Source organism: Chromohalobacter sp. 296-RDG, from assembly GCF_029889885.1.
GTDB lineage: Bacteria > Pseudomonadota > Gammaproteobacteria > Pseudomonadales > Halomonadaceae > Chromohalobacter.
In genome coordinates, this window is record NZ_JARANY010000013.1 from 1 (window position 1) to 18,681 (window position 18,681).

Annotated in this window: 20 protein-coding genes and 1 riboswitch; of the genes, 10 read left to right on the forward strand and 10 right to left on the reverse strand. The window is 61.1% G+C overall.

Going from position 1 to position 18,681, the window contains the following annotated elements; genetic code table 11:
• The 5 genes from OP495_RS07115 to gloB form a co-directional block, all read right to left on the reverse strand.
• On the reverse strand, positions 1-819 hold an 819-nt coding region (locus OP495_RS07115; protein WP_280568109.1), incomplete at its 3' end, for an ABC transporter permease.
• Between the two features lie 11 nt (positions 820-830).
• Positions 831-1,898 carry a microcin C ABC transporter permease YejB gene (locus tag OP495_RS07120; protein WP_280562044.1) on the reverse strand — a complete coding sequence of 356 codons (1,068 nt, stop codon included), beginning with the start codon at positions 1,896-1,898 and terminating at the stop codon, positions 831-833.
• Positions 1,899-1,908: 10 nt separating this feature from the next.
• Positions 1,909-3,744 (reverse strand): extracellular solute-binding protein, encoded by a 1,836-nt coding sequence (locus OP495_RS07125; protein WP_280568111.1) that lies wholly within the window; start codon positions 3,742-3,744, stop codon positions 1,909-1,911.
• Between the two features lie 105 nt (positions 3,745-3,849).
• Positions 3,850-5,181, reverse strand: coding sequence for a LysM peptidoglycan-binding domain-containing protein (locus tag OP495_RS07130; protein ID WP_280562042.1), 1,332 nt, complete (start codon positions 5,179-5,181; stop codon positions 3,850-3,852).
• 48 nt (positions 5,182-5,229) lie between these two features.
• Positions 5,230-5,997, reverse strand: coding sequence for a hydroxyacylglutathione hydrolase (gene gloB, locus OP495_RS07135; protein WP_280562041.1), 768 nt, complete (start codon positions 5,995-5,997; stop codon positions 5,230-5,232).
• A gap of 105 nt (positions 5,998-6,102) precedes the next feature.
• Here gloB and OP495_RS07140 point away from each other — a divergent pair, with 105 nt between their 5' ends.
• The 4 genes from OP495_RS07140 to nudC are packed head-to-tail and all read left to right on the forward strand — an operon-like array spanning position 6,103 to position 8,949.
• Positions 6,103-6,906 (forward strand): methyltransferase domain-containing protein, encoded by an 804-nt coding sequence (locus tag OP495_RS07140; RefSeq protein WP_280562040.1) that lies wholly within the window; start codon positions 6,103-6,105, stop codon positions 6,904-6,906.
• Between the two features lie 19 nt (positions 6,907-6,925).
• Positions 6,926-7,393, forward strand: coding sequence for a ribonuclease HI (gene rnhA, locus OP495_RS07145; protein ID WP_280568303.1), 468 nt, complete (start codon positions 6,926-6,928; stop codon positions 7,391-7,393).
• A 3-nt stretch (positions 7,394-7,396) separates the two neighbouring features.
• Positions 7,397-8,158, forward strand: coding sequence for a DNA polymerase III subunit epsilon (gene dnaQ, locus OP495_RS07150; protein WP_280562039.1), 762 nt, complete (start codon positions 7,397-7,399; stop codon positions 8,156-8,158).
• Positions 8,155-8,949, forward strand: coding sequence for an NAD(+) diphosphatase (gene nudC / locus OP495_RS07155; RefSeq protein ID WP_280568113.1), 795 nt, complete (start codon positions 8,155-8,157; stop codon positions 8,947-8,949). Before dnaQ ends, nudC begins: the two co-directional genes overlap by 4 nt.
• Before the next feature lie 35 nt (positions 8,950-8,984).
• Here nudC and OP495_RS07160 read toward each other — a convergent pair whose 3' ends face one another.
• Positions 8,985-9,302 carry an SCP2 sterol-binding domain-containing protein gene (locus tag OP495_RS07160; RefSeq protein ID WP_280568116.1) on the reverse strand — a complete coding sequence of 106 codons (318 nt, stop codon included), beginning with the start codon at positions 9,300-9,302 and terminating at the stop codon, positions 8,985-8,987.
• Between the two features lie 100 nt (positions 9,303-9,402).
• Between OP495_RS07160 and sohB the strand changes: the two genes are divergently transcribed.
• Positions 9,403-10,452: a protease SohB gene (gene sohB / locus OP495_RS07165; protein WP_280562036.1), complete on the forward strand. Its 1,050-nt coding sequence runs from the start codon at positions 9,403-9,405 to the stop codon at positions 10,450-10,452.
• A gap of 18 nt (positions 10,453-10,470) precedes the next feature.
• On the opposite strand, the gene OP495_RS07170 is transcribed toward sohB, so the two are convergent.
• Entirely contained in the window at positions 10,471-10,794 is a 324-nt protein-coding gene (locus OP495_RS07170; RefSeq protein ID WP_280562035.1) for a metalloregulator ArsR/SmtB family transcription factor, read from the reverse strand.
• A 496-nt stretch (positions 10,795-11,290) separates the two neighbouring features.
• On the opposite strand from OP495_RS07170, the gene OP495_RS07175 reads away from it, so the two are divergent.
• Together OP495_RS07175 and OP495_RS07180 are read left to right on the forward strand one after the other, a co-directional pair.
• Positions 11,291-11,965, forward strand: coding sequence for a 7-cyano-7-deazaguanine/7-aminomethyl-7-deazaguanine transporter (locus tag OP495_RS07175; protein WP_280562034.1), 675 nt, complete (start codon positions 11,291-11,293; stop codon positions 11,963-11,965).
• A gap of 51 nt (positions 11,966-12,016) precedes the next feature.
• Positions 12,017-12,784, forward strand: coding sequence for an alpha/beta fold hydrolase (locus OP495_RS07180; protein ID WP_280568118.1), 768 nt, complete (start codon positions 12,017-12,019; stop codon positions 12,782-12,784).
• Positions 12,785-12,839: 55 nt separating this feature from the next.
• Here OP495_RS07180 and OP495_RS07185 read toward each other — a convergent pair whose 3' ends face one another.
• The 3 genes from OP495_RS07185 to OP495_RS07195 form a co-directional block, all read right to left on the reverse strand.
• Positions 12,840-13,823: an ABC transporter substrate-binding protein gene (locus OP495_RS07185; protein WP_280562032.1), complete on the reverse strand. Its 984-nt coding sequence runs from the start codon at positions 13,821-13,823 to the stop codon at positions 12,840-12,842.
• Between the two features lie 117 nt (positions 13,824-13,940).
• On the reverse strand, positions 13,941-14,708 hold the full coding sequence (locus OP495_RS07190; RefSeq protein WP_280568120.1) for an ABC transporter permease: 768 nt from the start codon (positions 14,706-14,708) through the stop codon (positions 13,941-13,943).
• Positions 14,705-15,469 (reverse strand): ABC transporter ATP-binding protein, encoded by a 765-nt coding sequence (locus OP495_RS07195; RefSeq protein WP_280568121.1) that lies wholly within the window; start codon positions 15,467-15,469, stop codon positions 14,705-14,707. Before OP495_RS07195 ends, OP495_RS07190 begins: the two co-directional genes overlap by 4 nt.
• A 33-nt stretch (positions 15,470-15,502) precedes the next feature.
• Positions 15,503-15,607: riboswitch (TPP riboswitch) on the reverse strand.
• A gap of 84 nt (positions 15,608-15,691) precedes the next feature.
• Here OP495_RS07195 and OP495_RS07200 point away from each other — a divergent pair.
• The 3 genes from OP495_RS07200 to OP495_RS07210 all read left to right on the forward strand — a co-directional run bounded on the left by OP495_RS07200 (position 15,692) and on the right by OP495_RS07210 (position 18,647).
• A complete protein-coding gene (locus tag OP495_RS07200; RefSeq protein WP_280568124.1) occupies positions 15,692-16,534 on the forward strand; it encodes a hypothetical protein in 843 nt (280 codons plus the stop codon).
• A 66-nt stretch (positions 16,535-16,600) separates the two neighbouring features.
• Positions 16,601-18,310 (forward strand): potassium/proton antiporter, encoded by a 1,710-nt coding sequence (locus OP495_RS07205; RefSeq protein WP_280568127.1) that lies wholly within the window; start codon positions 16,601-16,603, stop codon positions 18,308-18,310.
• Positions 18,311-18,392: 82 nt separating this feature from the next.
• Entirely contained in the window at positions 18,393-18,647 is a 255-nt protein-coding gene (locus tag OP495_RS07210; RefSeq protein ID WP_280562027.1) for a hypothetical protein, read from the forward strand.
• Positions 18,648-18,681: the final 34 nt, after the last annotated feature.

Below are 18,681 nucleotides of genomic sequence, written 5' to 3' on the forward strand. Positions count from 1 at the left end.
CGCGCCGGTGAACAGAAACGGGATGAAAGTCAGGGTGGCGACCATGGCGTTGGGCAGCACATGGCGCCACATGATCAGGCGCGATGGCAGCCCCATGGCTCGCGCCGCGCGCACGTACTCGAGATTGCGTGCGCGCAGGAATTCAGCGCGTACGATGTCGACCAGTCCCAGCCAGGAAAACAGCAGCATGATGCCCAGCAGCCACCACAGGTTGGGCTGCACCAGGCTGGCTAGGATGATCAGCAGGAACAATACTGGCATGCCCGACCAGATTTCGATGATGCGCTGACCGATCAGATCAACCTTACCACCGAAATAGCCTTGTACGCCGCCGAACAGGACACCCAGTGCCATGGAGCCCAGCGTCAGGACCACGGCGAAGACTACCGACAAACGAAAGCCGTAGATCACCCGGGCGAAGACGTCGCGGCCATGGTCGTCGGTTCCCAGCCAGTGGCGTGACGAGGGTGGCGAGGGGGCGGGCCCGGTCAGCTCGCGATCCAGCGTGTCGTAGGAGAAGGGCACGGCCGGCCATAGCATCCAGCCCTGCGCGGCGATGTTTTCCCGTACGGCGGGGTCGCGATAGTCGGCCGTGGTGGGGAGGAAGCCGCCGAACTCGGTTTCGGGATAATCGAATACCACCGGGGCGTACCACTGGCCCTGGTAGTGCATGACGATGGGCTTGTCGTTGGCGATCAACTCGGCGCCCAGACTGACGATCAGCAGCAGAGCGAAGGCCCACAGCGACCACCAGGCGCGCCCGTTGCCGCGAAAGACTTGCCAGCGGCGGCGGGCGATAGGAGACGGGCGTGCGCGCATGCGAAGTGTCATCATGCCCCCCGTGTCGCGAAGTCGATGCGCGGGTCGACCCACACATAGGTGAGATCGGAGATCAGCTTGAGCACCAAGCCGATCAAGGTGTAGAGATACAAAGTGCCGAAGATGACCGGGTAATCGCGCTGCATCACGGCCTCGAAGCCGAGCAGCCCGAGGCCGTCGAGCGAGAAGATGACCTCGATCAGCAGCGATCCGGTGAAGAAGATGCCCACCAGTGCCGAGGGGAGTCCCGCGATGATGATCAGCATGGCATTGCGGAATACGTGCCCGTAGAGCACGCGGCCTTCGCCGGCGCCTTTGGCACGTGCGGTGAGCACGTATTGTTTATGGATCTCGTCGAGGAAGCTGTTCTTGGTCAGCATGGTGAGCGTGGCGAAGCTGCCGATGGCCGAGGCCAGTACGGGCAGCGTGATGTGCCAGAAGTAATCCTGGATCTTGCCCCACCAGGAAAGATCGCCGAAGTCGGGTGAGGTCAGCCCGCGCAGCGGGAACCAGTCCAGGTAGCTGCCGCCGGCGAACACCACGATCAGGAAGATGGCGAACAAGAACCCCGGCACGGCGTATCCCACGATGATCAGTCCCGAGGTCCAGACATCGAAGCGCGAGCCGTGGCGCAGGGCCTTGCGTATGCCGAGCGGTATCGAGATCGAATACACCAGCAGCGTCGTCCAGAGTCCCAGCGAGATCGAAACGGGCAGGCGTTCGACGATCAGGTCGGTCACTGGCCGCCCGCGAAAGAAGCTATCGCCGAGATCGAAGGTGGCGTAATCGGCCAGCATGCCGAAGAATCGCTCTACGGGGGGCTCATCGAAGCCGAATTGCTTTTCCAATGCCGCTTGGAGGCGTGGGTCGATGCCGCGCGCGTTGCGGGTATCACCGTTGGAGGTCTCGCCGCCGCCTTCCAGGCGCGTGCTGGCGTTGCTGTCCATGCCTTCGAAGCGGGCCAGCATCTGGTCGATAGGGCCGCCCGGTGCCACCTGCACGATAATGAAGTTGAGCAGCAAGATGCCCAACAGGGTGGGGATCATCAGTAACAGGCGGCGTAGAATGTAGTTAGCCACGATGCGGTCCTTAGCGTTCACCACGCTGACGTTGTTCTATCCGCGACGCGCGCTGCGGGTCGACCCACCAGCTCGATAGATCGAAGGTATATTCGGGGAATGGCTGGGGGTAGCCGAACTTGTCCCATAGCGCCACGCGAGTGCCATCGAGGTGCCATTGGGGAATGACGTAAAAACCCCAGCGCAGGACGCGGTCGAGGGCGTGTGCGGCAGTGTCCAGTGCCTGCCGGCTGTCGGCGCGGATCAGGCTGTCGACCAGACCGTCGATGGCGGGATTCTGCAGGCCGATCAAGTTGCGGCTGCGGGGTGCGTCGGCGTAGTCGCTGGTCCAGAATTCGCGCTGTTCGTTACCTGGGTTGGCGGACTGCGGGAAGCTGCCGAGGATCAGGTCGAAATCGAAGTTGCGCTGGCGCGTCAGGAACTGGTTGACGTCGACCACGCGCAGGTTGGCCTGAATGCCGAGGCGTTTGAGGTTCTGAATGAGCGGTAGGGTCACGCGCTCGAACTGGGTATCGTAGAGCAGGAATTCGAGACGCAGCGGTTGCTGGGTGTCGCTATTCACCAGCGTGCCATCATGTATTTCATAGCCGGCGTCGCGCAGTAGTCCCAACGCTTTTTTCAGGCGCGGCCTCAGCCCTTCGGGCCGGGGAGCAGGCAAGGGCGTGTCGAAGACATCCTGCGGCAGGCGATCCCGATAAGGCCCGAGTAGCTCGCGCTCGGCGTCGCTGGGCAGGCCACTGGCTTCCATCTCGGAGCTTTCGAAGTAGCTATCGGTTTCCTCGTAAGCGCCGTAGAAGAGATGCGTGTTGAGCCAGTCGAAGTCGGTGGCCAGAGTCAACGCCTCGCGAACGCGGCGGTCCTGGAATTTCTCGCGCCGCAGGTTCATGACGAAGGCCTGCATGCCGGCGGGCTGCGCGTCGGGGACGACCATGCGCTTGATGTAGCCTTCTTCGCGCGCGGGGGTATCGTAAGCAGTGGCCCAGTTCTTGGCACTACTTTCGCGGCGCAGATCGAGATTGCCGGCCTTGAAGGCCTCCAGCGCCACGGTTTGATCTCGGTAGTAGTCGTAGATCAGGCGGTCGATATTGTGCCGGCCGCGATTGATGGGCAGGTCGCGCCCCCAGTAATCCTCGACACGGCGATAGACGATGCGGCGTCCCGGCGAAAGGCTCTCGACTTCATAAGGGCCGGATCCCAGTGGCTTGTTTAATGTCGGCGTGGCAAAGTCCCGCGACGCCCAGTAGTGCTTGGGCAGCACCGGAAGCTGGCCGAGGATCAATGGCAACTCGCGCGAATTGTTGTCGCTGAATTCGAAGCGCACGGTGTCGTCATCCAGCGCTTCGATCTTGTCGACATCGGCGTAGTAGGCGCGATAGAACGGCTGCCCCTCGTCGCGCAGTAGGCTAAAGCTGAATACGACATCTTCCGCCGTTACAGGATGGCCGTCGTGGAAGCGTGCTTCCGGGCGCAAATCGACTTCCATCCAGTGGCGGTCGGGGTCGAGGCGGATACCGCCTGCCAGTAACCCATACATGGTGAAGGGCTCATCGGCGCTGGATTCCATCAAGGTATCGTAGACGTGATTCAGGCCCTCGGCCGGATTGCCCTGAATGATGAAGGCGTTGGTCGAATCGAAGCTGCCTTGTGCGGCTTGCCGTAATTCACCGCCCTTGGGGGCATCCGGATTGGTGTAGGGCAAGTGCGAGAAGTCATCGGGCAGGGCGGGCGCATCGTAGAGCGAAATCCCCGTGACGGTTGGCACGTCTGCGGCCGGTACGGCCAGTGCCGCGAGGCTGGTCGCCCATAGGCAAGAACCCAACAGCAAGGTGATAACGAACGAGGGCATCAACCGGTTCCTTGAAGCAAGATGCGAACGGGCCGGTGAAACACCGGCCCGTTTGCTAGCCTACCCCAGCGGTGTCGCGTTGAGTAGAGGTATCGCTCAATGCGCTCAGCGAGAAGCCTGGCGCAAGGTCAGGCGTTGCCCGGGTTGCAGATAATCGCCTCTATCGAGCTGGTTCCAGCGTGCCAGATCGCCGACGCTGACGCCATGACGCGCCGCGATACGCGACAAGCTGTCCCCCGGTTTGACTCTGACTTCGCGCGTGGCGTCGCGACTGGCCAGGTTGGGGGAATGGCCGGTGGACGGCACCACCAGCGATTGCCCGATGCGCAACGTATCGCCACTGAGCGCATTCTGCTGACGCAATACGCTGATGGGAATGTCATGACGTGCGGCGATGCCGGAGAGTGTATCGCCGCGTTTGACTACATAATGCGCTTTGGCCTGACGCTTCTCGGCAGGCATCGTTTCGAGCTTGGCGAGAAAGCGCTGTCGGCTGTCGGCGGGAATCACCAGCTTCGCGTTTTGACTGGGGCGTGTCGCTTCGCGTCGAAAGGCCGGGTTGAGTTCGCGCAGGCGTTGCTCGCTAACGCCGGCAAGTTGCGCGGCATCGGTCAACGCGAGTTGGCCTTGGGTTTTTACCTGGGCGATGGCCGGGCGATCGGGAATATCGGGCAGGCTGATCGCGTAGCGCTGCGGATCGGATACCACTGCGGCCAACGCCAATAGTTTGGGCACATAATCCATGGTTTGATCGGGCAGCGAGAGGTGCCAGTAATCGATAGGCTGGCCTTGAGCGGCGGCACGCTCACGGGCGCGATTGACCGTGCCCGCGCCCGCATTGTAAGCGGCCAGGGCAAGCTCGAGATTGCCCTCATACCATTGGTCGGCGAGTGTTTGCAGATAGTCGAGAGCGGCGGTTGTCGAGGCGATGACATCGCGACGCCCGTCATACCACCATGTGTCGGTCAGGCCCATGGCCTCGCCAGTGCCCGGCATGAACTGCCATAGTCCTGAGGCGCCGCCGGGATGAGAGGCAGTGGGGTCGTAAGCGCTTTCGATAAACGGCAGGAGCGCCAGTTCGGTGGGCATGTCGCGCGCTTCGAGCTGACGGGTGACCCAGCGTAGCCAGGGGCGCGCATTCTGGGCCACGGCCGAGACGTACTCGGGATGCTCGGAAAAGTAGTCGAGCCATTCCTTGACGCGTGGATTATCGATATCGTGGGACAGTCCGAAGCCGCTTTTAAGGCGCGTCCAGGCATCGGCTTGCACGGCGCTTTGAAGCTCCAGTGCGTGCCAGAAGGTCCCTTGGTACGCCGATGCAGTCGTGTCGCCGCCGGTCGGTGAGTCGCTGGCCGCAAGTGCGGGTAGCGACAAGGTGATCAGAAAAAGACCTCCCGCCAAGCTCAGGGCTTGGCGGCGGGTCGATCGAACGTGCATGGGAAGCGAACCTCTCGAGGGCTATGACGTCAGCTTGACATGGTGTTGCTAGAAACGGTTTTTCCATTCGCGCAAGGTGGCGAAGGTGCTGCTGGCGTCGTCGGCGTTACCTTGTTCGGCCACTGCGCTGAGCAGGCCGGGTTGGTCGATGCGCAAGAAGGGGTTGATCTGGCGCTCGACACCGATGTTGGTGGGTAACGTGGGGCGCTCCAGCTGGCGTGCTTTTTCGCACTCCTCGAGGTAGGTGTCCCGCGTAGGGTTGTCGGGCTCGGCAGCTTGGGCGAAGCGCAGATTGGCCAGCGTATATTCGTGACCCGCGAATACCATGGTGTCGTCGGGCAATGCCGCGAGGCGCTCGAGTGAGCGCTGCATTTGTGCCGGCGAGCCTTCGAACAAGCGCCCGCAACCGGCCGAGAACATCACATCGCCGCAGAACAGCAGCCCCGGCGTTCCGGGGGCATATAACGCGACGTGGTCGAGTGTATGACCGGGGACCGCGAAGACTTCGAAGCGCCGGCCTTGCACGCGGAAGTCGTCGCCGTCGCCAACGACTTCTTCAACGGCGGGGATGGCCGAGTTGTCGGGGCCTATTACGCGTGGTCCGTAGCGTTTGACCAACGTGTCGATGCCGCCTGTGTGATCGTGATGATGGTGGGTGACCAAAATCGCTACCAGGTTCAGGTTTTCACGCTCAAGGTATTCGATGACGGGTTGCGCGTCGCCGGGATCGACGATCGCTACCTTATCGCTGGCATCCTGACGGAGCAGCCAGATATAGTTGTCCTGGAACGCAGGAATTGGAATCACGGTCAACATAGTACGCTAGACCTCGGCAAACGTCGGAAACACGCCTCTCGTCGCGCCATGCACGATGACGCACGGCAGCGTAAAATGCGACAACCTTGGGGGGAATGGGCCGTCGTGTCAAATTCGCATATGACAATGACGTTGGCGCAGGCTATCTGTGAAGGGCGCCGCTTCTGGGGCTCCGAAGAGGGCGTTGCATTATGGCAGGCACAGCGTGCGTGCCTGGGGCCACTCTGCGAGTCGCACTTCGGATCTCACAGCCTGCAGCTCGGTATGGCTTCGCGGCTGACCGACATGTGCCCCATTCGTCATGCGATGAGCTGGGCGCCGACGCGCGCCTTGGCTCAGGATGATGCCTCCTTGATATGCGATCCCAGCGCCTTGCCGCTTCCCGATGAAAGCCTCGATCTCGTGCTGGTGCATCATCTGTTGGAGGTAATGCCCAACGCGCATCATCTGGTGCATGAGGCGGCACGGGTCACGCGGGATGATGGCTTGCTGGTCATGATGGGCTGGAATCCCTTTGGTGCTGATGTCCTGGGGCATTTGTCCCCTGCCAATCGGCGTCGTTGGCCCTGCAAGGGTCGCTGGCGGCGCAGTGGCCGGTTGCGGGAGTGGCTGGCGTTTGTCGATTTCGAGATCGACCGCGTAGACTACTGCGGCTTTCGCCTGCCTGGCGGGCATATTCACAACTTGGGGCTCGAAACGCTGGGGCGTCGCTATAATCTCCCATTTGGGGGATGTTATCTGATCGTGGCCCGGCGTAAGCAGATCCCTATACAACCGGTGCGCACCTTACTGCGCCGCGATTCGATGGCGGACAACTGGCTCGGCCCCGCCGCGCTTCATCGCGATCACCGCGGGCGCTCGGGTCATGCCACGCACGCCCACGACGATAGGATGGCCGAGGTTGACTGATACTCCCCCCGTGGGCGATATGCCCCATGTGACTATTTATACCGACGGCGCCTGTCGCGGTAACCCCGGGCCCGGTGGCTGGGGCGCGGTACTTCGTTACGGTCAGCACGAAAAGACCCTTAATGGCGGCGAAGCCGAGACCACCAACAATCGCATGGAGCTGACGGCCGCCATTCGGGCGCTGCGTATCTTGACGCGTCCTTGTGAGGTGGCGCTATGGACCGATTCCGAGTATCTGCGTAAAGGCATCACCGAATGGGTCCATGGCTGGATCAAGCGTGGCTGGAAGACCGCCGCCAAGAAGCCGGTCAAGAACGCCGAGTTGTGGCGTGAACTACTCGAGGAGGCTCAGCGCCATCGTATCGAATGGCACTGGGTAAAAGGACATAGCGGCCACGAAGGTAACGAACTGGCCGATACGCTCGCCAATGCCGCCACCGACGATGTCCAGGCGGCTCAGCGGCGAGCCATGGCAGGAGAAAAGTAAGCAATGCGTCAGATCGTACTGGATACCGAAACGACCGGCATCGATCCCAAGGATGGGCATCGCCTGATCGAAATTGGGGCGGTGGAGGTCGTCAATCGCCGGCTGACCGGCAATAACTTCCATCAATACATCAATCCCGAACGCGATATCGATGCCGAGGCCATGGAAATACACGGCATCACCAATGAACGCGTCGCCGATGAGCCGGTGTTCGCGGATGTTGCCGATGCCTTCTGGGAATACATTTACGGCGCCGAACTGGTGATCCACAACGCGGCGTTCGACGTCGGCTTCATCGACCATGAGTTCGGCCTGCTGCAGAACAAGCGGAGTGGGCCACGGCTGGGCCCGGTCGCGGATCATTGCGGTGTGCTCGATACCTTGGCCATGGCGCGTAAGCTGCATCCTGGACAGCGCAATAATCTGGACGCGTTGTGCAAGCGTTACGCCATCGATAACGGTCGTCGGGTGCTCCACGGGGCCTTGCTGGACGCCGAGATTCTCTCCGATGTCTATCTGGCAATGACCGGGGGGCAGACGGCGCTTTCACTTGCCGGTGTCGAAGGTGCCGCTGGCGGCGACGCGGAGGGTGCGAATAGCGTTAGTGGTATTCGGCGTGTGGCCCGGGAAGGGGTAACGCTGGCGGTGACACGACCCAGCGAGACGGAATTGAGTGCGCACCGGGCCAAGCTTGACAGCATTCGCCAGGCGGCGGGTGAGTGTCATTGGGACACGTTGGACGACACGTCTCAGGGGCCCGCATGACGACCACTTCGACTCCGGCATTCGTCAGAGAACTGCCCGGTGCGCAGACGCCGCGCTGGGGGTATTGGATTCGTTTCGGCGAAGCGGGTATCGCCCCTGGTGAAGAGACGGGTATTTTGCAATCCCCGGCTGCCTGGCCCGAACAGGCCATGCCGCTGGGGATGTGGCAAGGCTTGCCGGTGGCGATGGTGCACGAGGCTGGCGAGTCGAGCTGGCCTGCGGCGCGTGATTGGTTGGCGCGGTTACCCACCGCACAGGGCGATCTGCTGGCGACGGCGCTGCAAGTCTTTGCCTGGGCGCGCGATCATCGTTTTTGTGGACGCTGCGGAACGCCGATGCAGCGTCTTTCGCATGAGTTTGCCATGCAGTGCAAAGCGTGCGGTCATCGCAGCTATCCACGCATCTCGCCGTGCATCATTACGCTGGTTACCCATGGACGGGATCTGTTGCTGGCGCGCAACGCGCGTTTCCCTGCGCGGCGTTATTCCACCTTGGCGGGGTTCATCGAGCCGGGGGAAACCGCCGAAAGTGCGGTGCGACGTGAAGTTCACGAGGAAGTCGGGATCGAGATCGGGCGGGTCAGTTTCTTCCGCAGCCAATCATGGCCGTTTCCGCATTCGCTGATGCTGGGGTTCTTCGCCGAAGCGGCCAGCCGACGCATCCGTATCGATGGCGTAGAGATCGCCGATGCTGCCTGGTTCACACCACGCCATTTGCCGGAATTGCCCCCCAGCCACTCGATCTCGCGTCAGTTGATCGAAACGCACCTCAGTGCAGTGGCGATGCGCTGAGAGATGTCATGGCGTGGAAATAGGCAAGGAAAGAATTAGCTGCTGGGGAACAGGCTGGTGAGCTTGCTGGCCAGCATGACATTGCCGGCGGCTTTCAGCTTGCCGCTCATGAAGGCTTGCATGCCGCTGACTTCACCGCTCATCACGCCCTTCAGGGTCTCGGTGTCGGTGGTCAGGCTGACGGAAGGGTCGTCGTGTTCGCCTTGCTGAACGTCCAGGGTGCCGTCCTGAATATGCAGGTAATAGTCATCGGCATCGCTGATGTGGAACTGGAAGATATCATTCATGCCTCGGGCGGCGGCAGGATCGAAGCGCGACTGAAGTTTTTCGATGACGGTGCTGGCGTCGGCCATGATCGGTCACTCTATGGTGTTGATGGAAGTTTCAGCCTATTTCAAACAAATGTTTCATACAAGAGCTGCATTGATTGTCATCCAAGTATGAGGTAGCGACGTGATTGAATGGATAGCGGAATACGCTTTGTTCGCCGCCAAGTTGGCGACACTGGTAATCGCCCTGGGCGTACTGATCGTGCTGGTGGTGTCCCTCAAGCAACGCGCCAGTGGGCAAGGCGATGATCATCGCCTACGCGTGGTGACATTGAATGAGCGCCAGCGGCGGCGGGGTGAATCGTTACGCCTGGCCGGGATGTCGCCCGCACGGCGGCGTCACGCACAAAAGGCGTTGCGCAAGCAGGAAAAGGCACGTCGCAAGGGAAAGGGTGACGCATCTGACGAAGTGTCATCGCGGGTGTGGGTGCTCGACTTCGATGGCGATCTCAAGGCATCACGCACTCCGCAACTTGCAGAGCAGGTCTCGCTCTTGCTGGACGAACTGCAGGCCGAGGATGAAGTGGTCGTGCGTCTCACCTCGGGGGGCGGCCTGGTTCACGCCTACGGACTTGCCGCTGCGCAGCTCGACCGGCTGCGCGATGCCGGAGCGCATCTTACCGTGTGCGTCGATAAGGTCGCCGCCAGTGGGGGGTACATGATGGCTTGCTGCGCGGATCGTTTGATCGCGGCGCCATTCGCTGTCCTCGGGTCGATCGGCGTGGTCGCGCAGATGCCCAACGTGCATCGCCTGCTCAAGAAGCACGATATCGATGTCGAACTGCTCACGGCGGGGCGTTACAAGCGGACCTTGACCATGCTCGGGGAAAATACTGATGAGGGGCGCGCCAAGTTTCTCGACGATTTGCAGGAAACCCATGATCTCTTCAAGCGCTACGTCGGCGAGCGGCGTCCGACGCTGGAAGTCGACAAGGTGGCGACCGGCGAAATCTGGTATGGCCGTCAGGCCCTCGAGGATGGCTTGATCGATGAGATCGCCACCAGCGACGGTTATCTTGCGGCACGCATGCAGGCAGCGCGGATCCTGCATGTGACGCTAGAGCCGCGCCATTCGCTGTTGCAGCGTGTCGGCGTGGGGGCCTCGATGGGGATCGAGCGTCTTGGGGATCGCGTCATGGAACGCTTGGAAGCCAGCAGTTGGCAGCGGCGTTGAGCCGCTGCCAGGGCCGGTTTAGCGGGGTTTGGCGTAGAGCGCGACCAGCGAGTCGATCACGGTGCGGGCCTCGTCGCCCGCCAGTGAATAGTAGATGGTCTGCGAGGCACGGCGTGTGACTACCAGGTTCTCACGGCGCAGGATGGCCAGGTGCTGCGAGAGCGCCGACTGACTGAGATTGAGCTTGCGATTCAGCTCGGTGACCGAAAGCTCTGCGTTGTCGAGCAGGCACAGGATGCGCAGGCGGTTTTCGTTGGCCATGGCCTTGAGTAGCGTCGTGCCTTTGTCGATGGCGCCGTAACCGGCGTCGATCAGGGTGGAGGCAGGCTGGAGCGGACGCATATTGTCTCTCCTACATTGGGATTGGCGATGGATTGCCGAAGGGCGAGGGATAAGCGCCCCACGACAAAGGGATGCTTGCGTGTCGAATGACTGTCTATGTCGGGTGTGTCCTTTCACCCATGGGACAACCAGTCATTCCCTGTTACTCATTCTTGATTTAGTGAATATTCAATAACTTCGCCAGCCCTGTCCAAGGTAGCCTTCAACGGTATTTCAGCGCTTGGGGTTGCAGCGTTATCGGCAGGCCGTGGGACGGGGCATTGCTACGGCACTTGTTGTATTGTAAGGCATTGAAGTAATGACGATAGTTCCTTTTCGTCCTTGGCACTTGGCGATATACGCGTACTCCCATGCCGAGGGCAGATGAGGCGTCTCGCTGGCCGGCATCGGTGAAATCCTTTACAATCCCGCCGCTTTCGCTCGGCGTCCTTCGCGCCGTCCTGCCTTGAGGGTTCCCTTACCCCTCGGCCTCTTTCGGCAACTAAAAAGGTGCTGCATGTTTGCCCTCGATTCTCGCCAGGCGCGCCGCTTGATGGGTTGGCTCGTGAGTTTCCACATCATCGTCATCGCGACCAGCAATTATCTGGTGCAATTGCCGTTCTCGATGTTTGGCGTACACACTACTTGGGGAGCATTCAGCTTTCCGTTCATCTTTCTCGCTACGGACCTGACCGTGCGGCTGTTCGGGAAACGCCGGGCGCGCACGACCATCGCGCGGGTCATGCTGCCTGCCTTGCTGGTTTCCTATGTGGTGTCGGTGCTGTTTCAGGACGGTGCCTTCCAAGGCGTTGCGTCGCTGGGTGGCTGGAGCCTGTTCGTGGGGCGAATCGCCCTGGCGAGTTTCATGGCCTATGTGCTGGGACAATTGCTGGACATTTACGTCTTCGATCGGATGCGACGGTTGCGCGCCTGGTGGGTGGCTCCGGCGTTTTCGACGTTATTGGGTAACCTGGCCGATACCTTTGCGTTTTTTGCTATCGCCTTCTGGAATGGGCCCAATGCGTTCATGAGCGCGCACTGGATTGAAATCGCCTGGGTAGATTATGCCATCAAGTTGAGCGTCAGCCTGGCCTTCTTCCTGCCGTTGTATGGCGTACTGCTGGGGGCGTTGACGCGTCGCCTGGCGCATGTCGCCGATGCCTCCGAACAAGTGTCAGGGCGCAATGCCTGAAACGCCTCTGATATCATGCCAGCATGACTTGAATGGCTGACGAGGCATATTGTGGAATTACATCATGTCGATACTGGCGGCGCCGGGCGTCCGCTGGTGGTGTTGCATGGCTTGTTCGGAAGCGCTGACAATTGGCGCTCGCATATCAAGCGCTGGCAAGAAAGCCGCCGTGTGATCGCCGTCGATCTGCGCAACCACGGCAAATCTCCTCACCAGGCAGGCATGAGCTATGCCGTCCAGGCAGCGGACGTCGAGGCCTTGCTGGATCGTCTGGCGATTGATAGCTGCGATCTTCTAGGTCACTCGATGGGAGGCAAGGTCGCCATCACGTTGGCGCGTCAAGCGCCTGAGCGTGTGGCACGCTTGATCGTCGCCGACATCGCGCCGATTGCTTACGAGCACGGACACGAGGCGATCTTCCAGGCCATGCGTGCGGTCGAACGGCAGCCGCCTTCGGACCGCAAGGAAGCCGACCGGATCATGACGGAATTCGTCGAGACGCAGGCGACGCGTCAGTTCCTGGCGACCAATCTGATTCGTGGTGAGAATGCCACGCTGATATGGCGCGTGGGACTCGACGAGATTGAGGAAGATTACGCCCATATCGTCGCGGTGCCGGACGGGGAAGGTGCCTATACAGGACCGACGCTCGTGCTGCGGGGCGGGCGTTCCGACTACGTGAGCGACGACGTCTTGCCGGCGGTCGAGGCGGTGTTGCCCGAGGCCTGTATCGAGACCATTCCCGGTGCTGGGCATTGGCTGCATGCCGAGCAGCCCGAGGCGTTTCAGCAAGCCTTGGCACGTTTTATAGCGACATGAAATGACGCGCCGACCATGCGCGGAAACGTTTCTCGCATGGTCGGCGCGCTCGGGGTCAAGGCTGGCTGAGATCGACGGCGAGGCGTGATAGCGGGCTCTTGGCCTTGATCTCGCCGCGCTCGAGCAGAAACGACTCGAAGGCCTCGTAGCGACGCCCATCGAGGGCTGCGGGCCGCAAGGCGAAGCGTGGAATGGTGTTGTACCAGGCTTTCTTGTTGACCGGTGTGTCCAGTGCTGGATCAGAGGCCTTGAAGGCTTCCCAGCCCTCATCAGGGTGATTGATGATCCACGCCGTGGCTTCCTCGATGGCAGCCATGAAACGGGTATAGGCATCGCGATGCTCATCCAGGGTGTCGCGATTGGCGATGAAAATCAGTTCATCGTAGGTGGGCACGCCTTCTTCCTCGATATAGAAGGCGCGGCCCTTGACGCCTTCCTGCGCCATCTGTGCCAGTTCGAAGTTGCGAAATGCACCGGTGACGGCATCGACTTTTTCGCCGATCAGCGCCGGTGTCAACGCGAAGTTGACGTTGACCATCTCGACATCATCCGGTGCCACGCCATTGTGCTCGAGCGTGGTATTGAGCAGCACTTCCTCGACGCCGCCTACCGAATAGCCGATGCTTTTGCCGGCCAGGTCTTCCATGCTCTCTATATCGCTGTCGGCACGCACCAGCGTGATGTTGAGCGGCGTTGCGATCAGAGTGCCCACGCGCACCAGCGGCAAGCCCTGGTCGACTTGCAGGTGCAACTGAGGCTGATAGCTGATGGCCAGGTCGACCTTGCCGGCGGCGACCAGCTTGGGAGGGACGCTGGGATCGGCGGGCGAGACCAGTTTCACGTCGAGCCCATGGCGCTTGAAGAAGCCGCGTTGCTGGGCGATGACCAGGGGAGCATGCGACGGGTTGGTGTACCAGTCGAGCATGACCTTCAGGGATGTCGTCTCCGTGGTGTCGTCGTCTGCAGCCCAAGCCGGGCCGGGAGCGATCAATATCAGCGCAAGGCAAGCTCCCATGAGGCGTCGAGTCAAACGTAGCATGTGATGTTCTCCTGCGGATCCCTGCCCGTTGAAGCGTGGCGGGCATTATCGTTATCGCCGTGTAAGGCGGCGTATGGGGCGTTGCCACGCGATGGCGGAAGCTGCCCCGGGTGATTTTCAGCTAGTAGCGCCGGTGCGATCTTCGTGCCATGGCATGAGGCGTCGCATCATGGCGTCGGTGGTGAAGTAGAGCGCGACTCCGAAGGTGACGAGAATCATTAGGGCGGCAAACATCAGGTCGACCTGCATGCGTGCGTTGGCATCGAGCATCAAATAACCCAGGCCCTGACTGGAGCCAACCCATTCGCCGATCACCGCACCGATGGGGGCGGCACTGGCGGCCATGCGCATGCCCGATGCCAGCGCCGGTAAGGCGGCGGGCAGTTGGATGCGCAACAGTCGGCGTCGACGGTTGGCTCCCAGTGTCTGGGCCAGGTCCAGCCATCCTTGGGGCGTCTGGCGCAGGCCGTCGTAGCATGTCGAGGCGACCGGGAAGTAAATGATCAACGTGGCCATGACGATTTTCGCGGTCATCCCATAACCTAGCCATAGCATGAGAATAGGCGCGAGGGCGAACAAGGGCACGGCTTGGCTGATCAGCAGTATCGGCAGCAGGGTACGCCGCAATCCGTGAAAGCGCGCCAGGGCTAGCGCGGTACCTAGCCCGCTGATGCACCCGATGAGCAGCCCCGCGACAATCTCGATCACCGTGATACCGGCATGATGCCACAGCAGTTGCTGGTGCGCCGTGAACGCTTGCATGACGGCAAGCGGCGAGGGTAGAACGTAGCCGGGGACGCCGGTGACGACGACGAGCACCTGCCAAAGCCCGAGTAAGGTGATGATTCCCAATAGAGCGGGCCAGAGACGCTTGAATACGCTCATGCAACGCTCCCGTTGGTGTTGGCATGAGGGGCGGAGTGAAGATGCGCCACCAACTGCGATTGCATGCGCTGTATATCGGGTGCGTCGAGGGCGCGAGGACGTTGTCCGCCGGGCACATCGAAGTCGCTCAAAGACGCCGGTTGATCACCGAGTATCAGGATTCGATCGCTCAGGCGCAGGGCTTCGAGTGGATCGTGCGTCACCAATAGCACCGTACGCCCGGCCAGCAGGCGTGCGGCGAGTTCATGCAATTCCAGGCGGGTGATAGCGTCGACGGCGGAAAAAGGCTCGTCCATCAATACCACCGGCGCCTCCTCGAAGAGTGTCCGTGCCAGCGCGACGCGTTGACGCTCTCCGCCGGATAACGTCTTGGGCCACTGCTCGGCTTTGTCGCTGAGGCCGACGTCGTTGAGCAGGGTCATCGCGTGCTGACGTTGTGCCACCGTGGGGCGGCCACGCAGCGCGGGACCGAGCAGGACGTTGTCGATGACCTTGCGCCAGGGCAGCAACTGATCCTGCTGGGCCATCCACGCCAGGCGGCCGGTCAGCGGGCGTTGATCATCGGTGGTGAGGGTCAGGTCATGGGTATCGGGAATGGGCAGGTCGGCGATCATGCGCAGCAAGGAGCTTTTGCCGCTGCCGCTGCGGCCGAGCAGCCCTGTCCAACTGCCTGCGGCGAAGGTGGCCGAAAGGCCATCGAATAGCCATTGCCCTGAAAAGGCAAGCCGCGCCTGGGACAGGGAAAAACCGAGGGACGTCATCAAGGCTCCATGAATGGGGCGAAGGACGTGCCGACGGCACGCTCTGGTATTTCCTCCGCCGGTGCTAACCGGATCAGGTTTCAGGGTTGCGCGTGGCGCTCTCAGCCCATTGCGTGGTGGGCACCCCTATCCAGAGATGGTTATTGTATCCTGATATGGTGGCGACTGCCCAGACGTGCCGGGGGCGCCATCTCGCTATCGCTTGGGTTGTCAGGAGTGTGCATGTATCCCGATCCCGCATTGACGCATCGCGTCGAGGTTTTTACCGGCCATGCGCTTGCCCCGTTGCCACTGGCCTGGGATGACAGCGCCAACTGGTTGTGGCGAACGCGCGATGAGGCGCCGCAGTTGCTCAAGCTGGCACGCACGCACCCGGCTCATGACCCCTTCTGGCAAGGGGTGGAGCGCCTCTTCGGCTTCGACCGCTGGCGCTGCCCCGAGGCGCTGACACGTTTGGCCGGTGCCTTGCCGATACATTTACCGCTTCCGCCATTGCCTTTGACGTATCTGGGCGCGCTACACCAGACGCCGCTCTGGAGTCTGCCCTGGAGCGATGGTATGCCGGCACGGATGGGGGAGGTGTTCGCTGAACTTTTAGGAAGTCAGCTGGGGCACCTGCATCGCGAAACGGTGTCGGGGTGGGGGCATCCTCTGGAGGCGGTCTGGATGTTATCGGAGTGGCCGCGACGGGCGCATGATTTTTTGAAGCACCATCCATGTTGCGCCGATTGGCCGACGCCTCCCGATTTTCCCGTGCCGTCACGCGCGGTGTGGTGCCTGCCCGATTTGCGTAGCGATCAATTCCTGTGCGGTGCCACCGGTTGGCTATGGAGTGACTGGGAGGCGCTGGTATGGGCGCCGATCGAGTTCGATCTCTGTGTGGTTGAGCTGCTCATCACGAGATCCGCTGAGAGAGACGCCTTTGTCACTGCTTATCGGCGACAGTCGCCCGATGTCGCGCTTGGCGAATACCGCCGAGGGATGCGTGCTCTTATCTGGGCCATGCGATTACAGGGCGATATCGATTGGCGTATCTTGGAAACGCATCCTGCCTGGCTAATGTAGGTGACAGCATGACGCGTCGGGACATGGCATACTAGGCCCTTGAATTTAGGGAGATAGTCGTTAGTCGTGGATACCATCAATAGCCTTTTTTTGTTTTCGGGGTTTCTAATCGCGCTGAGCATCGTTGCGAGCCGTGTTTCGTCGCGTATCGGTGTGCCGCTGTTGGTGCTGTTCCTGGGGTTGGGCATGATGGCCGGCGAGGAAGGTGTGCTGGGCATCGAGTTTGACGACTATTCGCTGGCCTACCTGATCGGGCACCTGGCGTTGGCGATGATCCTCCTCGATGGCGGCCTGCGCACGCGGCTCAAGACGTTCCGTGTGGGGCTCAAGCCGGCACTGTGCCTAGCGACACTGGGGGTCTTCGTGACCAGTGGCCTCGTTGGCCTTTTTGCGACTTGGGTATTCAACCTTTCCTTAGTGGAAGGCCTGCTGGTGGGGGCAATTGTTGGTTCCACGGACGCTGCTGCGGTCTTTTCGATGCTCAGCGGCCAGGGTGTGACGCTCAACGAACGGGTGGGCGCGACGCTCGAGATCGAGTCGGGCACCAACGACCCGATGGCGATCTTCTTGACGATCACCCTGGCCGAAGTACTGGTAAACGGTGCCAGCGGTGTCGGGCACACCTTAATGACGTTCACCTCGCAGTTCGGGTTGGGCTTGTTGTTCGGTGTCGGGGGCGGCTGGCTAGCGGCCAAGCTGCTGCGCTGGCTCGACCTGGCGTCGGGGCTCTATTCGCTACTGGCGCTGGCGTCGGGCTTTTTCATCTTTGGCTTGACCAGCGCGGCTGGTGGTAGTGGTTTCTTGGCGATTTATCTGGCGGGCTTGATGATCGGCAACCAGCCCGGGCGGCATCTCACGCATATTCTACCGGTCCACGATGGCTTGGCGTGGCTGAGTCAGATCGGGCTTTTCCTGGTGCTGGGGTTGTTGGTGACACCCAGCGAAATGATCGATTATGCGGTTCCGGGGGCCGTCCTGGCATTGGGCCTGATCTTCGTGGCGCGCCCATTGGCCGTATTGATCTCGCTCAAGCCGTTCTTCAGTTTTCGCTGGCGGGAACTCGGTTTCATTTCCTGGGTGGGCTTGCGCGGTGCAGTGCCTATCGTGCTCGCCATTTTTCCGGTGATCGCCGGGGTCGAGAATGCGACGCTGTATTTCAATGTCGCCTTCTTCGTGGTGCTGATGTCGCTATTGATGCAGGGAGCCTCCCTGGCACGGGTAGCGCGTTGGATGCGCGTCGAAGTGCCGGCCGGCACGACGCCCAATCGCCGCGGCCCGCTGGGCGTGCTGCCGGAAAACGACTATGAAATGTTCGTCTACAAGGTCGAGAACGAAGCGCTCGAGGACGTGCCCATACGCTTGCTGCGTTTCCCGTCAGGGGCCTTGATTTCCGGCCTTTTTCGCAAGCACACCATGCTGCATGCCAAAGGCAGTACGCGACTGAAGCTTGGCGATGTCATTTGCGTCATCGGGCGCAGCGAGGATCTGCCGGCGCTCAATCGCTTGTTCAACGGAGACGCCACGCTCAAGCGTGAACGTGCCTTCTTTGGCACCTTTACGTTGGATGGAGAAGCCGTCATGAGCGACGTGGCGGATGCCTATGGGCTGACCTTAAGCGCCGGTGAAAAGAACATGACCCTGGGCGAATTCGTGTCGCTGCGCGTCGGTGGCCATCCCGTGGTAGGGGATGATGTCGACTGGCATGGCTTTCACTGGGTCGTCAATGCGGTGGAAGGTAACCGGGTGACGCGGGTCGGGTTGAGGCTTTATCACTGAACCAGGTACATGAATGCAATAAGCGCACAGCGCGTTATCTTGTTCTACGCTGAGTAGATTGTCTTGTCCTGCGGAGTTTGTCATGTTCATGCCCCAGCGGGGTCTCTATCGTTGTCGCGCTTGTCAGGTTGAAGTATTCATCAAGGCAGCCCGGCGACCGCTGGAAGCAAGGTGCCCGGAATGCGAGGCGTGTGATTTCGAGAGCGTCGAGATGGCCGGCGCGCATCCGCGTGCCAGCGTCGATGAGCTGCTGGCGAAGGCGCTGGAGCGCGAAGGCAGCGACTTACGTGATGGTGGTCCTAGGCACGTTGGAGAAGCGGCGTTTCGCGATATTTAAACGGCCTTTGAAGTATTTCCGTTAGTTGATAAGG